15 protein-coding genes and 1 tRNA gene are annotated in these 17,773 nt (G+C 67.9%); 5 read left to right on the top strand and 11 right to left on the bottom strand.

Features of this window, described 5'->3' with window-relative positions; translation table 11 throughout:
* Positions 1-14: 14 nt before the first annotated feature.
* From gltB to F1C10_RS12045, 4 genes are all read right to left on the bottom strand, one after another.
* Entirely contained in the window at positions 15-4,532 is a 4,518-nt protein-coding gene (gene gltB / locus F1C10_RS12060) for a glutamate synthase large subunit (protein WP_185206492.1), read from the bottom strand.
* Positions 4,529-5,986 carry an NAD(P)-dependent oxidoreductase gene (locus F1C10_RS12055; RefSeq protein WP_185206490.1) on the bottom strand — a complete coding sequence of 486 codons (1,458 nt, stop codon included), beginning with the start codon at positions 5,984-5,986 and terminating at the stop codon, positions 4,529-4,531. The genes gltB and F1C10_RS12055 overlap by 4 nt, the downstream gene beginning before the upstream one ends.
* Positions 5,987-6,121: 135 nt before the next feature.
* Complete coding sequence (locus F1C10_RS12050; protein ID WP_185206488.1) at positions 6,122-6,922, bottom strand: undecaprenyl-diphosphate phosphatase; 801 nt, start codon at positions 6,920-6,922, stop codon at positions 6,122-6,124.
* A 109-nt stretch (positions 6,923-7,031) separates the two neighbouring features.
* Positions 7,032-7,958 (bottom strand): complex I NDUFA9 subunit family protein, encoded by a 927-nt coding sequence (locus F1C10_RS12045; RefSeq protein ID WP_185210215.1) that lies wholly within the window; start codon positions 7,956-7,958, stop codon positions 7,032-7,034.
* 97 nt (positions 7,959-8,055) lie between these two features.
* Here F1C10_RS12045 and F1C10_RS12040 point away from each other — a divergent pair.
* Positions 8,056-8,142: transfer RNA gene (locus tag F1C10_RS12040), tRNA-Leu, on the top strand.
* 154 nt (positions 8,143-8,296) lie between these two features.
* Here F1C10_RS12040 and F1C10_RS12035 read toward each other — a convergent pair.
* Together F1C10_RS12035 and F1C10_RS12030 are read right to left on the bottom strand one after the other, a co-directional pair.
* A complete protein-coding gene (locus tag F1C10_RS12035) occupies positions 8,297-9,073 on the bottom strand; it encodes a hypothetical protein (RefSeq protein ID WP_185206486.1) in 777 nt (258 codons plus the stop codon).
* On the bottom strand, positions 9,070-10,128 hold the full coding sequence (locus tag F1C10_RS12030; RefSeq protein WP_219729751.1) for a GSCFA domain-containing protein: 1,059 nt from the start codon (positions 10,126-10,128) through the stop codon (positions 9,070-9,072). Before F1C10_RS12030 ends, F1C10_RS12035 begins: the two co-directional genes overlap by 4 nt.
* 18 nt (positions 10,129-10,146) lie before the next feature.
* Between F1C10_RS12030 and F1C10_RS16735 the strand changes: the two genes are divergently transcribed.
* From F1C10_RS16735 to F1C10_RS12020, 3 genes are all read left to right on the top strand, one after another.
* Positions 10,147-10,272 carry a hypothetical protein gene (locus F1C10_RS16735; RefSeq protein ID WP_258042890.1) on the top strand — a complete coding sequence of 42 codons (126 nt, stop codon included), beginning with the start codon at positions 10,147-10,149 and terminating at the stop codon, positions 10,270-10,272.
* Positions 10,273-10,545: 273 nt separating this feature from the next.
* Complete coding sequence (locus tag F1C10_RS12025; RefSeq protein ID WP_185206484.1) at positions 10,546-10,689, top strand: hypothetical protein; 144 nt, start codon at positions 10,546-10,548, stop codon at positions 10,687-10,689.
* Between the two features lie 250 nt (positions 10,690-10,939).
* Positions 10,940-11,878, top strand: coding sequence for an NAD-dependent epimerase/dehydratase family protein (locus tag F1C10_RS12020; RefSeq protein ID WP_185206482.1), 939 nt, complete (start codon positions 10,940-10,942; stop codon positions 11,876-11,878).
* Positions 11,879-11,929: 51 nt separating this feature from the next.
* Here F1C10_RS12020 and F1C10_RS12015 read toward each other — a convergent pair whose 3' ends face one another.
* Together F1C10_RS12015 and F1C10_RS12010 are read right to left on the bottom strand one after the other, a co-directional pair.
* Positions 11,930-13,285 carry a cytochrome P450 gene (locus F1C10_RS12015; RefSeq protein ID WP_185206480.1) on the bottom strand — a complete coding sequence of 452 codons (1,356 nt, stop codon included), beginning with the start codon at positions 13,283-13,285 and terminating at the stop codon, positions 11,930-11,932.
* A gap of 21 nt (positions 13,286-13,306) precedes the next feature.
* The gene (locus F1C10_RS12010; protein WP_185206478.1) at positions 13,307-14,101 is read right to left on the bottom strand and encodes a glutathione S-transferase family protein; all 795 of its coding nucleotides are present in this window, start codon (positions 14,099-14,101) and stop codon (positions 13,307-13,309) included.
* Between the two features lie 144 nt (positions 14,102-14,245).
* On the opposite strand from F1C10_RS12010, the gene F1C10_RS12005 reads away from it, so the two are divergent.
* Positions 14,246-14,776, top strand: a complete 531-nt coding sequence (locus tag F1C10_RS12005; RefSeq protein WP_185206476.1) for a GNAT family N-acetyltransferase — start codon at positions 14,246-14,248, stop codon at positions 14,774-14,776.
* Here the strand turns inward: F1C10_RS12005 and F1C10_RS12000 are convergent.
* The 3 genes from F1C10_RS12000 to F1C10_RS11990 are packed head-to-tail and all read right to left on the bottom strand — an operon-like array spanning position 14,773 to position 17,712.
* Positions 14,773-15,207 carry a cytochrome c-type biogenesis protein gene (locus tag F1C10_RS12000; RefSeq protein WP_185206474.1) on the bottom strand — a complete coding sequence of 145 codons (435 nt, stop codon included), beginning with the start codon at positions 15,205-15,207 and terminating at the stop codon, positions 14,773-14,775. The genes F1C10_RS12005 and F1C10_RS12000 overlap by 4 nt on opposite strands.
* Entirely contained in the window at positions 15,204-15,731 is a 528-nt protein-coding gene (locus F1C10_RS11995; RefSeq protein ID WP_185206472.1) for a redoxin family protein, read from the bottom strand. Before F1C10_RS11995 ends, F1C10_RS12000 begins: the two co-directional genes overlap by 4 nt.
* A 22-nt stretch (positions 15,732-15,753) precedes the next feature.
* Positions 15,754-17,712, bottom strand: a complete 1,959-nt coding sequence (locus F1C10_RS11990) for a heme lyase CcmF/NrfE family subunit (RefSeq protein ID WP_185206470.1) — start codon at positions 17,710-17,712, stop codon at positions 15,754-15,756.
* Positions 17,713-17,773 lie beyond the last annotated feature (61 nt).

The following is a 17,773-nucleotide window of genomic DNA, read 5'->3' as shown; positions in this document are numbered from 1 at the left end:
GTCTTGGCTCTGCGCTACTCCGCTGCCTCCATCGCCGGCGCATCGTCGAGCGGGTGGGGGAGGCGGGTGAGCATCTCGCGCGGAACGATTTGCCAGAAGCGGCCGACCGCACGTTCCCAATCCTCGAGGATGCCGCGCGCCCACTTCGAATCGGTCACGCGCGCGTGGCGTTCGATATGGCTGCGCAGTACGCCGGTCCAATACGTCGAGGCGAGCCGCTGCCAGGTGATGCTTTCGGGATTGGCGCGGCGCGCGAAGCTGTCGTCGTGGTCGTAGACGAAGGCCATGCCCCCCGTCATGCCCGCACCGAAATTCTGACCCACGCCGCCGAGTACGACCGCGACGCCGCCGGTCATATATTCGCAGCCGTTCGCGCCGCAGCCCTCGACCACTACCGTCGCGCCCGAATTGCGCACCGCGAACCGCTCGCCTGCCTGACCCGCGGCGTAGAGCGCGCCCGAGGTCGCGCCGTACAGCACGGTGTTGCCGATGATCGTGTTTTCCTGGCTGGCGAGTGGCGAGGAGACCGCCGGACGCACGACGATGACGCCGCCCGACAATCCCTTGCCGACATAATCGTTGGCGTCGCCGAATACCTCGAGCGTGATGCCCTTGCACAGGAACGCGCCGAGGCTCTGCCCTGCCGAACCGCGCAGCCGGATGGTGACGTGATCGTCGTTAAGCGCGCTCATCCCGAAGGTGCGGGTGATCTCGCTCGACAGCCGCGTGCCGACCGCGCGGTGCGTGTTGCGCACCGAATAGGTAAGCTGCATCTTCTCGCGGCGCGAGAAGACCGCCGCGGCATCCTTGATGATCTGCGCGTCGAGGCTGTCGGGCACTTCGTTGCGGAAGGTCGACAGCGTGAAGCGGCGCTCGGCGTCGGTCGCATCGACCTTGGCGAGGATCGGATTGAGGTCGAGATCGTCGAGATGCTCGGCGCCGCGGCTAACCTGGCGAAGCAATTCGGTGCGCCCGATCACCTCGTCGAGGCTGCGCACGCCGAGCCGCGCGAGGATGTCGCGCACTTCCTCGGCGATGAAGGTCATCAGGTTGATGACCTTTTCGGGCGTGCCGACGAACTTCTCGCGCAGCCGCGGGTCTTGCGTGCAGACGCCGACCGGGCAGGTGTTCGAGTGGCATTGGCGGACCATGATGCAGCCCATCGCGACGAGGCTGAGCGTGCCGATGCCGAATTCCTCCGCGCCGAGGATCGCGGCGATGACGATGTCGCGCCCGACGCGAAGCCCGCCGTCGGTGCGCAACTTGATCCGCCCGCGCAGCCCGTTGAGCGTCAGCACCTGGTTAACCTCGCTGAGCCCCATTTCCCACGGCGTGCCGGCATATTTAATGCTCGTCTGCGGCGACGCGCCGGTGCCGCCGACGTGGCCGGAGACGAGGATCACGTCGGCATGCGCCTTGGCGACGCCGGCCGCGACGGTGCCGATGCCCGCCGACGAGACGAGCTTCACGCACACCCGCGCACGCGGGTTGATCTGCTTCAGATCGTAGATGAGCTGCGCCAGATCCTCGATCGAATAGATGTCGTGATGCGGCGGCGGCGAGATCAACGTCACGCCCGGCGTCGCGTGGCGCAGCTTGGCGATGAACTCGGTCACCTTGAAGCCGGGCAGCTGCCCGCCCTCGCCGGGCTTGGCGCCCTGCGCGACCTTGATCTCGATCTCGTCGCAGGCATTGAGATATTCCGCGGTCACGCCGAAGCGGCCCGAGGCGATCTGCTTGATCACCGAATTGGCGTTGTCGCCATTCTCGTACGGCTGGTAGCGGACCTTGTCCTCGCCGCCCTCGCCCGACACCGCCTTGGCGCCGATGCGGTTCATCGCGATCGCCAGCGTCTCGTGCGCCTCGGGTGATAGCGCGCCGAGGCTCATGCCCGGCGTGATGAAGCGCTTGCGAATCTCGGTGATCGGCTCGACCTGGTCGACCGGCACGCCCTCCGACGGGAAGTTGAACTGGAGCAGATCGCGCAGGTACACCGGCGGCAGATCGCCGACCCCGCGCGAGAATTGCAGATAGGTCGAATAGCTGTCGGTCGAGACCGAGGTCTGCAACAGGTGCATGAGCTGCGCCGAATAGGCGTGCGCCTCGCCGGTGTGCCGCTGGCGATAGAAGCCGCCGATCGGCAGGTTGACGACCGCTTCGTCGAACGCCGCGTCGTGGCGGTCCTTCGCGTTGACGTGGAGCGAGGCATAGCCTTCGCCCGAGATCTTCGCGGGCATGCCGGGAAAGAAATCGTTGACCAGCGCGCGGCTGAGGCCGACCGCCTCGAAATTATAGCCACCGCGATAGGAGGAGATCACCGCGATCCCCATCTTCGACATGATCTTGAGCAGGCCTTCCTCGACCGCCTTGCGGTGGCGCTTGAGGCATTCGTCGAGCGCGAGATCGCCGAACAGCCCGCGCGCCTGGCGATCCGCGATCGCCGCCTCGGCGAGATAGGCGTTCACCGTCGTCGCGCCGACGCCGACCAGCACCGCGTAATAATGCGTGTCGAGGCATTCCGCCGTGCGCACGTTGATCGACGCGTAGGACCTGAGGCCACGACGCACGAGGTGCGTGTGCACCGCGGCGGCGGCGAGCACGCCGGCGATCGCCACACGTTCGGGCCCGATATGCTCGTCGGTCAGGAACAGCTCGCTCTTGCCCTGCCGCACCGCCTGTTCGGCCTCGTTGCGGATGCGCTGGATCGCGGCGCGCAGCTTCTCCGGCCCGCCATTCGCCTCGAACGTGCAGTCGATCTCGGCGGCGGCGCGGCCGAAATAGGCCTTGAGCCGCGCCCAGTGCGACGAGGTGAGGACCGGCGAATCGAGCACCAGCACGCGCTCGCGGCTGTCCTCGGTATCGAGGATGTTGGCGAGATTGCCGAAGCGCGTCTTGAGCGACATGACGTAGCGTTCGCGCAAGCTGTCGATCGGCGGATTCGTCACCTGGCTGAAGTTCTGGCGGAAGAACTGGCTGATGATGCGCGGCTTGTCCGAAATGACGGCGAGCGGCGTATCGTCGCCCATCGAGCCGATCGCTTCCTTGCCCGTCTCGACCATCGGCGACAGGATCAGCTCCATGTCCTCGAGCGTTTGCCCGGCGGCGACCTGGCGCCGCGCGAGCTCGGCACGATCGTAGCGTGGCACGTCGCTCGCAGGCGCCGGCGGCAGATCGTCGATCGCGGCGAAATTGCCGATCATGCCGGCATAGTCAGCCTCGGCGGCGATCCGGTCCTTGATCGCGCGATCGTGGTACAGCCGCCCTTCGGCGAGATCGACCGCGATCATCTGCCCCGGCCCCAGCCGCCCCTTGGCGATGATCGTCGATTCGGGGACGACGACCATGCCGCTCTCCGACCCGACGATGAGCAGGCCGTCGGCGGTCTGCGTGTAGCGCAGCGGACGAAGCGCGTTGCGATCCATCCCTGCGACCGCCCAGCGCCCGTCGGTCATCGCTAGCGCGGCGGGGCCGTCCCACGGCTCCATCACCGAGGCGAGATACTGGTACATCGCGGCGTGCGCGGGGGGCATGTCGTCGGCGACGTCGCTCTGCCACGCTTCGGGCACGAGCATCAGCTTGGCGGTCGGCGCGTCTCTCCCTGAGCGGCAGATCGCCTCGAACGTCGCATCGAGCGCCGCGGTGTCCGACGCGCCGGCCGGGATCACCGGCTTGATATCCTCCGAATGCTCGCCGAACGCGATCGAGGCCATGCGGATCTCGTGGCTGAGCATCCAGTTCTTGTTGCCGCGGATCGTGTTGATCTCGCCGTTGTGCGCGAGGCAGCGGAACGGCTGCGCCAGCCACCATTGCGGAAAGGTGTTCGTCGAATAGCGCTGGTGGAAGATCGCGATGCGGCTCTCGAAGCGCTTGTTGGTCAGGTCGGGGTAGAAGACCGACAGGCTCTCGGCGAGGAACAGCCCCTTGTAGATGATCGAGCGGCAGCTGAGTGAACAGACGTAGAAGCCCTGAATCTGCGCGGCGATGACGCGCTTCTCGATCCGGCGGCGGACGAGGTAGAGGTTCTTCTCGAACTCGGCGGCGTCGACCTCATCGGGCAGCGGACCGGCGATCATGATCTGCTCGATCTCGGGGCGCGTCGCCTGCGCCTTCATCCCGATGACCGACACGTCGACCGGCACCTGACGCCAGCCGTAGATCGTGTACCCAGCCTCGATGATCGCGCTCTCGACGATCGTCCGGCACGTCTCCTGCGCGCCGAGATCGGTGCGCGGCAGGAACACCATGCCGACCGCGAGCCGGTTGGGCAGCACCTTGTGCCCGCCAAGCGCGATCGCATCGTCGAAGAAACGCACCGGCAGGTCGACGTGGAGCCCCGCGCCGTCGCCGGTCTTGCCGTCGGCATCGACCGCGCCGCGGTGCCACACCGCCTTCAGCGCATCGATCGCCGACTGGACAACGCGGCGCGACGGCTTGCCGTCGGTCGCGGCGACCATGCCGACGCCGCACGCATCGCCCTCGAACTCGGGGCGGTACATACCGTGGGTGGCGAGATAGGTGCGCTGGTCGATCATGCGGCTTCCTTCGCGGGTGAGGCGGCGGCCTTGGCCTTCAGATATTGGTGCATCGAGGCGGCGACGTCGCGGCCGTCGCGGATCGCCCAGACGACGAGGCTGGCGCCGCGCACGATGTCGCCCGCGGCAAACACGCCGTCGAGGCTGGTCATCAGCGTCTTGTTGTCGACCAGCACGGTGCCCCAGCGGGTGACGCCGAGTTCGGGTGCGTCCCACAGATGCGGCAGCGCCTCCGCATCGAAGCCGAGCGCCTTGATCACCAGATCGGCCGGCATGTCGACCGGGCCGCCAGGATCGACCTCGGGCGCGCGGCGGCCGCTGGCGTCGGGGGCGCCGAGGCGCATGCGGTTGGCGCGCACTGCCGCGACGGCTTCGGCTCCCTCGCCGGACGTGAAGGAGTGCGGCGCGGAGAGCCAGACGAACTCGGCGCCTTCCTCCTCGGCGTTGGTCACCTCGCGCTGCGAGCCGGGCATGTTGGCGCGATCGCGGCGGTAGAGGCAGCGCACCGAGGCGGCGCCCTGGCGGATCGCGGTGCGCACGCAATCCATCGCGGTATCGCCGCCGCCGATCACGACGACGTTCTTGCCGCTCGCGTCGAGGCTGCCGTCGTCGAACGCGGGCACGGCATCGCCGAAGCTCTTGCGGTTCGACGCGGTGAGATAGTCGAGCGCCTCGACCACGCTGCCCGCATCGCTGCCGGGCACGTCGATCGCACGCGCCTTGTAGACGCCGGTCGCGATCAGGATCGCGTCGTGGCGCGCGCGCAGCTCGGCGAGCGTCGCGTCCGAACCAACCGCGAAGCCTTCGTGGAAGACGATGCCGCCCGCTTTCAGCCGATCGACGCGGCGCATCACCACCGGCTTCTCAAGCTTGAAGCCGGGGATGCCGTAGGTCAGCAGCCCGCCGGCGCGATCGTGGCGATCGTAGACGTGGACGTCATAGCCGAAGCCGCGCAGATATTCGGCCGCACTCAGCCCCGCCGGCCCGGCGCCGATGACCCCCACCGACAGCCCGCGCGCCGGACCGGGGACGAGCGGTTCGACCCAGCCTTCCTCCCAAGCGGTATCGGTGATGAACTTCTCGACCGAGCCGATCGTCACCGCGCCGTGGCCGGTGAACTCGATCACGCAATTGCCCTCGCACAAGCGATCCTGCGGGCAGATGCGGCCGCAGATCTCCGGCATCGTCGAGGTGGCATTCGACAGCTCGTACGCCTCGCGCAGCCGGCCTTCCGCAGTGAGGCGCAGCCAGTCGGGGATGTGATTGTGCAGCGGGCAGTGGACGGTGCAATAGGGCACCCCGCACTGCGAGCAGCGCCCGGCCTGCTCCTCCGCCCGCACGATGGCATAGCGATCGGCGATTTCGCGGAAATCATCCGCGCGCGCCTCGGCGGCGCGCTTTTCCGGATAGGACTGCGGCGTCGCGACGAATTTCAGCATCGTATCGGCGGTCATGAGCGTTCTCCGCCGACGCCGGTCTCACATCAGCAGAAGTGCATCAAGTCAGCCATGCTGCCCTATCTCGTCGTAACTGCGCAGTTCGCAATATAATTAGCCCCCAATAGTGATGTTTTTAGTTCCGATACCGGACTATCGGCCTGAGAGCATGAATAGCGCCGTCGCACCGGCCGCAATTCGATACCAAGCGAAAGGCGCGAACCCATGGCGCGTAACCACCGCAAGGAAGGCCTTCACCACCGCCAGCGCGACAACAAACGAGACGAGCGCGCCGACGGCAATCAGCTGCAGATCGCCGCCAGTGATCGCGTCGCGATGCTTGACGAGCTGGAGCACCGTCGCGCCGGTCAGCGTCGGCAGCGCGAGGAAGAAGGAGAATTCGGCCGCGGTGCGCCGATCGATGCCGAGCGCCATCGCCCCCATGATTGTCGCACCCGAGCGGCTGACGCCGGGAATCATCGCGATACACTGGACAAGGCCGATCTTGATCGACTGGCCGGTGGTGACCCCCGAGATCCCGCTCACCTCGCGCGTCTTCGCCAGCCGTTCGATGACGAGGATCGCGACACCGCCGGCGATCAGCGCCCAGGCGACGACGACCGCATTTTCGAGCAACGCCTCGATCTGGTCGTTGAACGCCAGGCCGAGCGCGACCGCGGGGACGAAGGCGATGAGGAGGTTGCGGACGAACGCGATCGACTTGGGCTCGCGCTTCGCCAGCCCGGCGAGCACCGCCATGAAGGTGCGCCAGTAAAGGACGACGATGGCGAGGATCGCGCCCGGCTGGATCGCGATGTTGAACACCGCCCAGCGCTGCGGGTCGTAGCCGAGCAGCTCGGTCGCGAGGACGAGGTGGCCGGTGGAGGAGACAGGCAGGAATTCGGTGACGCCTTCGACGATACCTAGCAGGATCGCGGTCAGGAAATCGGACATGTGGGCCTTTCGGGTCGGCGCCGCGCGAGGCGGCGCGTACGGCGCGAGGGCCGCCGGGAGTGATCGTCAGCGGGCGCGCACCCGGCGCCCGGCGGTGATCAGGATGCGATCACGCCGCGCTCGGCTTGGCGAAGCGGCCGTTGCGGCGATAGCGCACCAGCCACTGCGGGGCGACCGCGGCGAGTGGCGTCGGTGTGATGCCGAGCGCGGCCAGCCCTTCGGCGCCGTTGGCGACAACCGTATCGCGCTGGAGCAGCTTCCACTGATCGCGCGAGATCGGAGACAGCGGCAGGCTGGCGAGCAGCGCGCCGGCCGCGTCGGGCAGCGGAACGAGCGACGGGTTGCGGCCGATTTGCGCCGCGATCCAGCGGTGCAGCTCGAGCATCGACAGCACGTCGGGCCCGCCAAGCTCGAAGGTGCGGCCGCCGTACGTCTTGGGATCCGACAGCGCGACGCGCACTGTCTCGCCGACGTCGCCCGCGAACACCGGCTGGAAGCGCGTCTCGGGTTTCAGCACCGGGACGACCGGCAGTTTCTGGATCATGCCCGCGAAGCGGTTCACGAATTCGTCCTCGCGGCCGAAGACGGTGGACGGGCGTAGGATCGTCGCGGCAGGGAAGGCGTCGCGCACCGCCGCCTCGCCCTCGCCCTTGGTGCGCGCGTAGACCGACGTGCCCTCGGCATCGGCGCCGATCGCGGAAATGTGGACGAAGCTCGCCGCGCCCGCGCGCTGCGCGGCGGCGGCCAGCGTGCGCGCGCCATCCACGTGCACCGCCTGAAGATTGCCGGCGAAGATGCCGACGAGATTGACGACGCCGTCGGCGCCATCGACCGCGCGCGCGATCGTATCGGGGCGCGTCACGTCCGCCGCGACGAACTGCGTCTGCCCGAGCCCGCCCAGCGGGCGGAGGAAGAACGCCTCGCGCGGATCGCGCTGCGCGATCCGCACGCGGGCGCCGGTCTTGAGCAGCGCCTGGGCGATATAGCGCCCCAGAAATCCGCCACCGCCGACCAGCGTGAACAGCCTGTCCTTCATCTCGCGCTCCGCCGGAAACATCGCGCCGCCCCTAGCCGTGCGAGGCCGCTGTTGACAAGGCCGCCGCCCCGGCCCTAGAGGCGCCGGCCTACCCCGTGCCCAGATGGCGGAATTGGTAGACGCACCAGCTTCAGGTGCTGGCGCTCGCAAGGGCGTGGAGGTTCGAGTCCTCTTCTGGGCACCATTATTTCCCGCTTGCCGAAGCGGGGCGTTCGCGTGTCGGCGTTTTCTACTGATGACCATACGGCGTGCGCTTGCTGAGCTGTTTGGGCACGGCGGCTGGGTAACCTCGACGATATACGGCGCTACGACCGGGAATCGGTGACCGCCCGATTGCGTCAGGCGGCCGTGCGCGCTTTTTTTCTGAGCGCTGCTGCGACATCCTGCGCCACGAGCAGACCAAAAGCCTTGCTGGCATGCAGCATCCGGACGCGCGATGTCCTGCGCCCTTCCTCCTCATCGTCGGTGGACATGGAATAGTGCGCCAGCGTGAAGCCGTCGCGCTTCGTTTCCGGACGCTGATGGATCACGGTGACGCCATGGCGCGCCGAGAGTTGAGCAAGCCCACGGTCGAACGCTGCCGAGACAAAGGCGTTAACCGCCGCATCGGCCAGCGTCGGCCGATTGACCGCATATTGTTCGGGCGTGTTCGGATCGGGCACCAGATAGATTCTGTTCATCCCGAGTTCTCGCAGCAATGCGAAGATCCTCACCGCGACGGAGCGGGCGAACATGCCCTCGATCGCCATCTCGAGACAGGCGGGCGAGATGACGACATGCCGCGGCCGGGCATGTTCGGCCAGCCGGTGTGTCGCATACAGATCCCACAGCGGGCGGATGCCGGTCTGCAAACCGACCACCAGCGCCGCATCATAGTCCGCCGGTACGATCCGATCGGTAACACGTGCAGTCTGTTTCAGCGCCTCGGCAAGCGCGGGATTGTCGGGCACGATAGCCGACCCCTCGACCTTTAACCCGTCGAGCTTGCGGCCGCTCGCGCAGAAGAACGTGGTGGCGACGCCTTCCAGTTCGGCGACGCTGCTCCAATTGGCACGTAGCGGCAGCACGTGGGAATTGCCGATCACGCACAGGCGGAGTTGGTCGGGCACGCTCATGCGCCGAACGCGTCCAGCAACATGTCTTCGCACACCACGCCCTCGCTTTCCCGGTCCGAGCCACGGCGCGCCGCGGGTAGCGGGGCAGAAGGCGCCGCTGCATCCGCGCCCCCATGCTCGGCAAAGAACGCCTGCATCACGGCAGAAACGCCCTCGTCGGCGACCTCACGGAGGGAATCGCTATAGAAATTCGTGCGCATGAACGGCGTGCCGATGATTTCGTACGACGGAAAGTAATCGACGTCGTCGAACACGTCATACGCTCGCCCGGCGACTGCGCGTAGCACCGATTTGGAATAGACCGTCGCGGCCAGCACATGTTGCTCGGTCGCGGTCGCGGTGAGCGGCACCGGTGATACCGTGACAAGAAAGCGCATCGCCGGATTGATCGCCCGCAGGATGCGCCGCACCGCAACGAAATCACGCCACACATCGAAATAGTCGAGATTGCGGAACTGGAAGCGCGCCGGATCGAAGCTGCCCGCGATCGTGCCGGGCGCGGTCGGGAAAACCGTTTCGCTGGCGGTGTCCATCCACGTCTCGGTCAGGCCGAATGTGAAGACGAACACGTCCGTTTCGCGGAACAGTTTCGCCACCTTGCCGATGTGCGAGCGGCGATGCGCCAGCACTTCTTCAGGGGACGCAAGGCCGCCCGGCTCGACCGCGGGGCGCAAGGCGTCGAAATAGCGGCCGCCCCGCTCCCATACGATGTCCCCGGGATCACGCCCCTCGAACGTCTCCTGCAATAGCTGAAGCAACTGCCGCGACGTGTAGATGTTGCCGTATCGCGCCGAATACAGGCCGAAACCGAAGCGCGTCGCATCTTCCGGCGACAGTAACGGCGGGGAAGGTTCGGTATCGAGGATCGTATAGCCGCGCTGGCGGAAATTGCGCGCGATATGCTGGGCAAAGCAGCTTCCTGCCGTGGCAATCCGATCGGTCTTCGCGATGACGAATCGCTTTTCGTAAAGAGCCGTGCGCGTCGGCAAATCCGCTGCGACACCGCTTTTCCAGAAGGTGCGGGCGGGCCGGTTTGCGTATGGGCTGATCGACATGACGCCACCTTACCGTAAGTGGCCGTCGACCACCATGCGTTCATCGGTCGCGGTAAGGACGACATCAAAGGCGAAAAGACGAAGAGCCGTGATCAAGCCGGCAGGTATTGCGTCGCCGCCGCCGCCGTCGATCCCGCCGCCTGATCCATGCCTCTTCTGCACTTTGCCACGGGCCGAATTCGTCGCCGGGACTAACAACGGGACACCAGGCTGCCGATCGCAAATCGGTTATCTGCGGTCAGCCTGCGCCCGAACGGAAGGCCGCGTACCGCCGAAATATTCGTGCGGTGCGCCGACGATTGTCGGAACGGCAGCGGTGAAGTTGCAGCGCCGAGCGATAGTGCAACGAGGGGAGTGTACGGTACATGATCAAACAATCATGGTGACAGCGCGAGCGGGCTTTGCAATAAATCCGCCATGGTTGATCTTACTCGTGAAATGATTGCCTATGCCATCATCGGCGCGATCATGATCGTCGGTGCGCCGGTCGGCATGGCCTATATGAAGCGCCGTCGCCGCGACAAACTGCGCCGCCGGGGCATCAAGACCTACGGTCATTGATGCGCAGCATGTGATCCGGGCGGGGTAGTGACGCGAGGCCACGGCGCTGCTTGAATAGCGGGCATCGGGTTGGTGGACGCTATCGGACCGCGGCTCTTCCGCCGGTGCTTAGGGCATGATGCATGAGCCATGACGAACGCGGTAGCGCAGATGCGGTGCTGACGGGTCGGTTGCCGCTTTTCGGCGATCGCGCCGCCCCCCGCGCGACGTATCGTCGATCGGTGCCCCACGCCGGCGGTGGTCGCCCCTCGTGACGAATAGCGTGGCGGCCGGGCGGCCGCGCCATATCCTGCTGCTGGGTGGCGGCGGGTTTATTGGGCGCAATCTGGCGGCGGCGCTGCGCGAGGCAGGGCATGATGTGACGCTGCTCGGCCGGACGGCCCGATCGATCGACGGCGCGGTGGTGACGGCGCTTGCGCTGACGGCGACCGACGCGATTCTACGGCTGATCGACGCGCGGCGGATCGACACCGTCGTCCATCTCGTGTCGACGATGCTGCCGTCGAGCAGCACGGCGCAGTTCGAGCACGAGCAGCAGGCGGTGATCGCACCGACGATCGCGCTCGCCAGCGAGCTTGCGGCGCGCGGCGTCGATCTGGTCTTCGTATCGTCGGGCGGGACGGTGTACGGCGCGTTGCCGCGTGAGCGCGCACGCGAGGACGACGCCTGCGCGCCGATCAGCCTGTACGGCGAGGCGAAGCGGCAAGTCGAACTGGCGCTGCTCGAGCTTCACGCCGCGCGCGGATTGCGCCTGCTGATCGCGCGTCCGTCCAACCCTTATGGCCCGCATCAGGCGCTCGACGGCGCGCAGGGGCTCGTCTCGGTATTGCTCGGCCGGGTGCGGGAGGGGCGAGCGCTCGACGTGTGGGGCGATGGCTCGAGCGTGCGCGATTATATCCATGTCGCCGACCTGGCGCGCGCGCTGCGCGACCTGATTGAGCGCGACGTGCGCGGCACGATCGTCAACATCGGCAGCGGCATGGGACATTCGCTGATCGAGGTGGTGCGGACGGTGGAAGCGGCAACGGGGCGGCGGATCGCGCTCGACTTCAAGCCGGCGCGCGCGGCCGACGTGCCGCGACTGGTGCTCGACGTCGCACGGTTGCGCGCGCTGGGCATGGATCACGCGCGGCCGCTGGCGGCGGGGGTCCGCAGCTACGCCGCCGAGCTGGGCCTGGCGGCGGACTGAACGCGGGGCAACGGGCGGCGCCGAACCACGCGCCGCCCGCCGATCAGCCGGTCACGCCGCCTGGGCGGCGCGCTCGGGGGTGAATTCGACCTCCAGCCGGCGGACGGCGTGGACGAAGTTGTTGGGGGCGATATCCATCTCGCCGGTCCAGCGGATGTCGGGGAAGCGCGCGAAGATCTGGCGATAGGCTTCCTCGAGCTGGAGCTGCGCCGTCATCCGTCCGATGCAGATGTGCGGGCCGTGGCCGAAGGCGATGTTCTTCTCGGCGTTCGCGCGCGTGATGTCGAAGCGGTCGGGATCGGCGAACATCTTGGGATCGCGGTTCGCCGCGCCGTAATACATGATCACCTTCTCGCCCGCCGCGATCTTCTGCCCCTCGACCTCGGTATCGGCGGTGGCGGTGCGGCGCATGTAGATGACGGGGGAGACCATGCGGGTGATCTCGTGCACCGCATTGGTCAGCAGGCTGCCGTCCGCCTGCAGCCGCGCCTTCTCGCCCGGATTCTCGGTGAACAGCTTCATCGCGCCCGAGATCGAGTTGCGCGTCGTGTCGTTGCCGGCGAAGACGATCAGCAGCCACGCGCCGTCGAGATACGGATCGGGCAGCTGATCGCCCTCCACCACCGCATTGGCGATCGCGCTCATCAGATCGGGCTGCGGATCGGCGCGGCGCTTGGCGATCATGTGCCGGCCGTATGCGAACATCTCGGCGACGTTCTTGTTGAACAGTTCGATGAAGGCGGCGATCTGCGGGCTGAGCTCGCCGCCGCCGGCGAGCTGCTCGGCTTGTTCGGTCGCGACCTGCTGCGCCATTTCGAGGAAGTGGATCCAGCCGATGAAGCGCTCGCGATCCGACGGCGGTACGCCGAGCATCTCACACAGAGTGAAGATCGGCAGGCGCTGCGAGAACTTCTCGACCAGATCGCATTTGCCGAGCGGCGCCATCGTGTCGAGCAGCCGCGTCACTTCGCCCGAGACCCGCTCGCGCAGCGTCTTGATATAGCTGGCCGTGAAATAGGGCATGTGCTCGCGCCGCATCTCGCGGTGCGGGCGGCCGTCGAGGTTGATCATCGAGTTGGTCGAGGCGGAGAACAGCGTCGGGTGGCGCGTTTCCTGCGGCCCGAGCGCCATCAGGATGCCGCCCGTCTCCGAGCTGAACGTCTTGGGATCGCCGTTGATCTGCTTGACGCCCGCGAAGCTCGTCGCAGCCCAGAAGCCGATCCCGCCGCGCGGCATCGGGTGCCACATGACGGGTGCCTCCTCGCGCATGCGGGCGAAATCGGCCCATGGCTGGCCTTGCGTGAAGCGCTTGATGTCGATGAGGTCGACGCCGGGCAGGGTAGGATAGACCTGGTCGAACGTGGGGCCAGCGCGGCCTTCGACGATGTGATCGCTGACGAGATGCATGATGCGGTCGGCTCCGGAAAATCAGGCGAGATCGGGGGAGAAGCGGATGTTGCCCTTGGCGAGGCCCTGCGTGACGACGTCGATCCCGCCGGACTTGACCATCCATTCGAGGCGGTGATCGCGGTATTCGCGCTTGAACAGGCCCTGATCGAGCAGCTTGGCGACATCGCCCATCCCGCCCGACGCGGCGACGGCGGTCGCCTCCGCGACGGTATCGCGCACCGATGGGCGGGCATTGGCGCGGGCTAGCCACGCGGCGAGCGGCGAGCCTTCGGCGGGTGGGACGCCGTGGCCGGCGGACCCGTTGATATAGGGCACGACCGACAGATCGCCCCAGCCGAAGCTGTCGCCGTTGAACCATTCGCGGTTCCCCAGCGCACGTTCGAGCCAAGCGTGATAGCCGCGGATCTGCGCCGCCGCCTTGCCGGCGAGCGCGTCGCCGAGCGGCCCTTCGGCGCGGCGGAACCAGCGCAATTCGCTGAGCCCCCAGTTGACCGCTTCGAGATGCGTGTCGACGACCTCCTCGATCATCCGCACGCGCGCGCGCTCGGCGGGCGTCGCGGGGAGCAGAGGGGGCGTGGGCCAGGCGTCCTCGATATATTCGAGGATGATCGTCGAATCGAAGATCGCGGCGTCATCGTGGATCAGCGCCGGCACTTCGGCGCGCGGGTTGGCGGCGACGAAATCCCCCGCCGCGCCGCCGACGCCGATCCCGCCGGGGATCGCGGTGTCGAACCCGACGCCCTTCTCGCGCAGCGCGATCTTCACCTTCTGCGCATAGGGCGACAGCGGGTGATCCCAAATCGTGACGGCCATCGGCCAGCCCCTCTCCGTAACTTTTGTTCTGGGCGCGACGCTATGCGCGCTCGCGGCGAAATTCCAGAGGCAATTGCTGGTAGTCCGTCGTGTAAGCGGGCAGGCTGCGATGGCAGTAGCGGCGCGACGAGATCGCGGGAGAGCATGGCAGTGGCGCAGAATTACGATCGGCCGGTTATCGACACGGCACGGCTACACCTGCGGCGTCCGGACGATCGCGACGTGCCGGCGATCATCGACGCGGTGGGCGATGCCGAGGTCGCGCGGCGGCTGTCGCGGATACCGCACCCTTATACGGCGGCGGACGCGCGCTTCTTCCTCGACCATGTCGTGCCGGGCGAATGGGTTTGGGCGATCACGCGTGACGGCACGGATAGGATGATCGGCGCGGTGGGGCTGACGCCAGACGGCGAGACGGCGGAACTCGGCTATTGGCTGGCGCGCGCGTCGTGGGGCGAGGGGATCGTGACCGAGGCAGCGCGCGCGGTGGTCGCCTATGGGTTCGATACGCTGGGCCTGCCGTATATCCTGTCGAACTATTTCGCGGACAATGCGGCGTCGGGCGCGGTGCTGCGCAAGCTGGGGTTCGTCGAGACCGGGCAGGGGACGCGGCCGTGCCTGATGCTGGGCCGCGACGTGGCGTCGGTCGAGATGCGGCTGGAGCGGCGGGCCTAGCTTGGATCGCCCGGTCGTTTGCGGCGGCGGAAGCTGGCGCGCGCGATCCACGCGCCGATTGCCAGCAGCGCGAGCGGGGCGAGCCACAGCGGCAGCGTCACCGCGCTCATTGGCGGATCGTAGGTCACGTAATCGCCGTAGCGCGCGATCAGCCAGTCGCGCACCTCGGCTGGGCTCTCACCAGCGGCGACGCGCTGGCGCACCAGGCTGCGCATGTCACCCGCCATGTCGGCGTCGCTGTCCGCAATCGACTGGCCTTGGCAGACGAGGCAGCGCAGCGTCGCCATCAGCGCGGCCGCCTCGGCTTCCTTCGCCGGATCGCGCAGCTGGACGTTCGCGTAATCGGCCGCCGGGCGCGTCTGCGCGGCGGCGGGCACGGCAAGCGCAAGGGCGAGCGCGAGCCACTGCCAGAGGCGCGCGGCGCCGCTCATCGCGCGGCGCGCCACGCGGCGGCGAGTTCGGCGACATCTTCGTCGCGGATATCGCCGACGTGCTGCTTCACGACGATGCCGCGCCCGTCGATAACGAACGTCTCGGGCACGCCCGACGAGCCGAGCGACAGCTGGACGCGGCTATCGGCATCGTCGCCGATGCGCCGGTACGGGTCGCCGTTGCGCGCGAGGAAATCGGCGATCGCGGGGCCGGTATCACGGATCGCGATCGCATCGATCGGGACGCCCAGCGCCTTCAGTTTCATCAGCTGCGGCGCTTCGGCGATGCACGGTACGCACCAGCTGGCGAAGATGTTGAGCAGGCGCGGCTTGCCGGTCTTGAGATCGGCGAGCGCTAGGCCGGACTTGCCCGGCGCAATCGGCTTCAGCGTGAAATCGGGCACCGGCTTGCCGACCATCGCCGAATAGACGGTGCGATCGGCGGGCTTGCGCAATTCGCGCGCGGCGAAGAGCGCGACGAGCATGAACGCGGCGAGCGGCAGCCAGAGCAGCCAGCGCCTCATCGGCCGCTCACACGCACGCCCATCAGACTCCCCAGGCCGCGCGATACGCCTGCGCGTCGGCCGCCTCGACCGCGCGACGCTTCTGCCGGCGATCGCGCAGCGCGTGGCCGACGATCGACAGCGCACCGCCGAGCGCGATCAGCGCGCCGCCGAACCAGATCAGCGTCACCCACGGCTTCCACCATAGCCGCAGCTGCCAGCGGCCCGCGCCGTCCGCTTGGCCGAGCACGGTGTAGAGCTGGCCGTCGAGCGCGGTGAGGATCGCGCTCTCGCTGGTGGTGGTGGGCGGGTTGGAAAAGAAGCGCGATTGCGGCGCGAGCAGCGTCGGCGCCGCCTCGCCGCGCTGTATCTCAAGCCGCGCCTCGAGCGCGGACCAATTGTCGCCGATCACCGGGCGGATGCCGCGCAGCACGACGCGGTACGGCCCAACGAAGGCGGGCTCGCCGACGCCCTTGGCGACCAGCGTCTCCTTCGTGAAGGCGGACGACGCCGCCATGCCGGCAAGGCTGACGGCGATGCCGAGATGCGCGATCACCATGCCGTAGACGAACAGGGGCGTGCGGCGCAGGTTGCGGCCGACCAGCGGCGCGACGCTCGCCACCGCCAGCCCGGCGGCAAGTGCGAGGCCGAGCAGCGGCAGCGCGCCGAACCAGCCGGCGAGCGCGAACAGCCCGGCGCCGGCGAACATCGTCGCGGCGATCGGCCAGGTCATCCGCTGGAGCAGCGCCTGCCCGGTGTCGCTGCGCCAGCGCAGCAGCGGGCCCGCCGCCATGATCGCGACGAGCGCGAGTGCGATCGGACCGGCGGCCTTCTCGAAGAACGGCGGGCCGACCGACAGTTGCGTGCCCATCGATGCCGCGACGATCGGATAGAAGGTGCCGATCAGCACGATGCCCAGAATCACCGAGAGGAGGAGGTTGTTGGCGACCAGCGCGCCCTCGCGGCTGACGACCTCGAACGTCGTGCCGGCACGCACCACGCCGATGCGCGTCGCGAACAGAGTCAGCGCGCCGCCAATGTAGAGCGCCAGCAGCACGAGAATGAAGGCGCCGCGTTCGGGATCGACCGCAAAGGCGTGAACGCTCGTCAGGATGCCCGAGCGGACGAGGAAGGTGCCGAGCATCGACATCGAGAAGGCGACAACGGCGAGCATCACCGTCCAGGCGCGCAAACCATCGCGCGTCGCGAGCACGCTGACCGAGTGGAGCAGCGCGGTGGCGGCGAGCCACGGCATCAGCGAGGCGTTCTCGACCGGGTCCCAGAACCACCAACCGCCCCAGCCGAGCTCGTAATAGGCCCAGTAGCTGCCGGCGGTGATGCCGAGCGTCAGGAACACCCAGGCGGCGAGCACCCACGGCCGCATCGCACGCGCGAAGGCGGGCCCGACGTCGCGCGTCACCAGCGCGCCGACGGCGAAGGAGAAGGCGACCGACAGGCCGACGTAGCCGGCGTAGAGCGTCGGCGGGTGGAAGGCGAGGCCGGGATCCTGCAGCAGCGGGTTCAATCCTTGGCCGTCGGCGGGCGGATCGGCGAGCCGCGCGAACGGGTTCGAGGCGAAGAGCAGGAAGGCGTAGAAGCCGAGCGCGATCGCGGCCTGCGCGCCGAGCGTCGCGGTGAGCGTGCGCTCAGCCACGCGCCGTTCGAGCAGCGCCACCGCGCCGCCGGCAAGGCCGAGGATCGTGACCCACAGCAGCATCGAGCCTTCGTGATTGCCCCACGCGCCGGCGAATTTGTACAGCCAGGGCTTGGCCGAATGGCTGTTGGCGACGACCAGCGCGACCGACATGTCGGAGGCGAGGAAGACGCGGATCAGCGCCGCCATCGCGAGCAGGACGAGCCCGCCCTGCACGATCGCAACCGGGCGGACCGCGATGGCGAGGGCGGTGTCGTCGCGCCGCACCGCGAGGGCGGCGAGCGCGAGCTGCATCGCGGCGAGCGCGGCGGCGAGCCACAGTGCGACGAGGCCGAACTCGGCCGTCATCGCCGCGTCTCGGCACAATCGCGGCGTGGCTCGGGATCGATCAGGCGACGCATTGGTTCGG

Source organism: Sphingomonas sp. NBWT7 (genome assembly GCF_014217605.1).
Lineage (GTDB): Bacteria > Pseudomonadota > Alphaproteobacteria > Sphingomonadales > Sphingomonadaceae > Sphingomonas.
This window is presented reverse-complemented; position numbering and strand designations above follow the sequence as displayed.

Coding starts and splice junctions, on each gene's coding strand:
- F1C10_RS12045 (WP_185210215.1), bottom strand. CDS start 7,958: ATGAAGGACAGGCTGTTCACGCTGGTCGGCGGTGGCGGATTTCTGGGG.
- F1C10_RS12050 (WP_185206488.1), bottom strand. CDS start 6,922: ATGTCCGATTTCCTGACCGCGATCCTGCTAGGTATCGTCGAAGGCGTC.
- F1C10_RS12055 (WP_185206490.1), bottom strand. CDS start 5,986: ATGACCGCCGATACGATGCTGAAATTCGTCGCGACGCCGCAGTCCTAT.
- F1C10_RS12000 (WP_185206474.1), bottom strand. CDS start 15,207: ATGAGCGGCGCCGCGCGCCTCTGGCAGTGGCTCGCGCTCGCCCTTGCG.
- F1C10_RS12015 (WP_185206480.1), bottom strand. CDS start 13,285: ATGCATCTCGTCAGCGATCACATCGTCGAAGGCCGCGCTGGCCCCACG.
- F1C10_RS12025 (WP_185206484.1), top strand. CDS start 10,546: ATGGTTGATCTTACTCGTGAAATGATTGCCTATGCCATCATCGGCGCG.
- F1C10_RS12010 (WP_185206478.1), bottom strand. CDS start 14,101: ATGGCCGTCACGATTTGGGATCACCCGCTGTCGCCCTATGCGCAGAAG.
- gltB (WP_185206492.1), bottom strand. CDS start 4,532: ATGATCGACCAGCGCACCTATCTCGCCACCCACGGTATGTACCGCCCC.
- F1C10_RS12035 (WP_185206486.1), bottom strand. CDS start 9,073: ATGAGCGTGCCCGACCAACTCCGCCTGTGCGTGATCGGCAATTCCCAC.
- F1C10_RS11990 (WP_185206470.1), bottom strand. CDS start 17,712: ATGACGGCCGAGTTCGGCCTCGTCGCACTGTGGCTCGCCGCCGCGCTC.
- F1C10_RS11995 (WP_185206472.1), bottom strand. CDS start 15,731: ATGAGGCGCTGGCTGCTCTGGCTGCCGCTCGCCGCGTTCATGCTCGTC.
- F1C10_RS12005 (WP_185206476.1), top strand. CDS start 14,246: ATGGCAGTGGCGCAGAATTACGATCGGCCGGTTATCGACACGGCACGG.
- F1C10_RS12030 (WP_219729751.1), bottom strand. CDS start 10,128: ATGTCGATCAGCCCATACGCAAACCGGCCCGCCCGCACCTTCTGGAAA.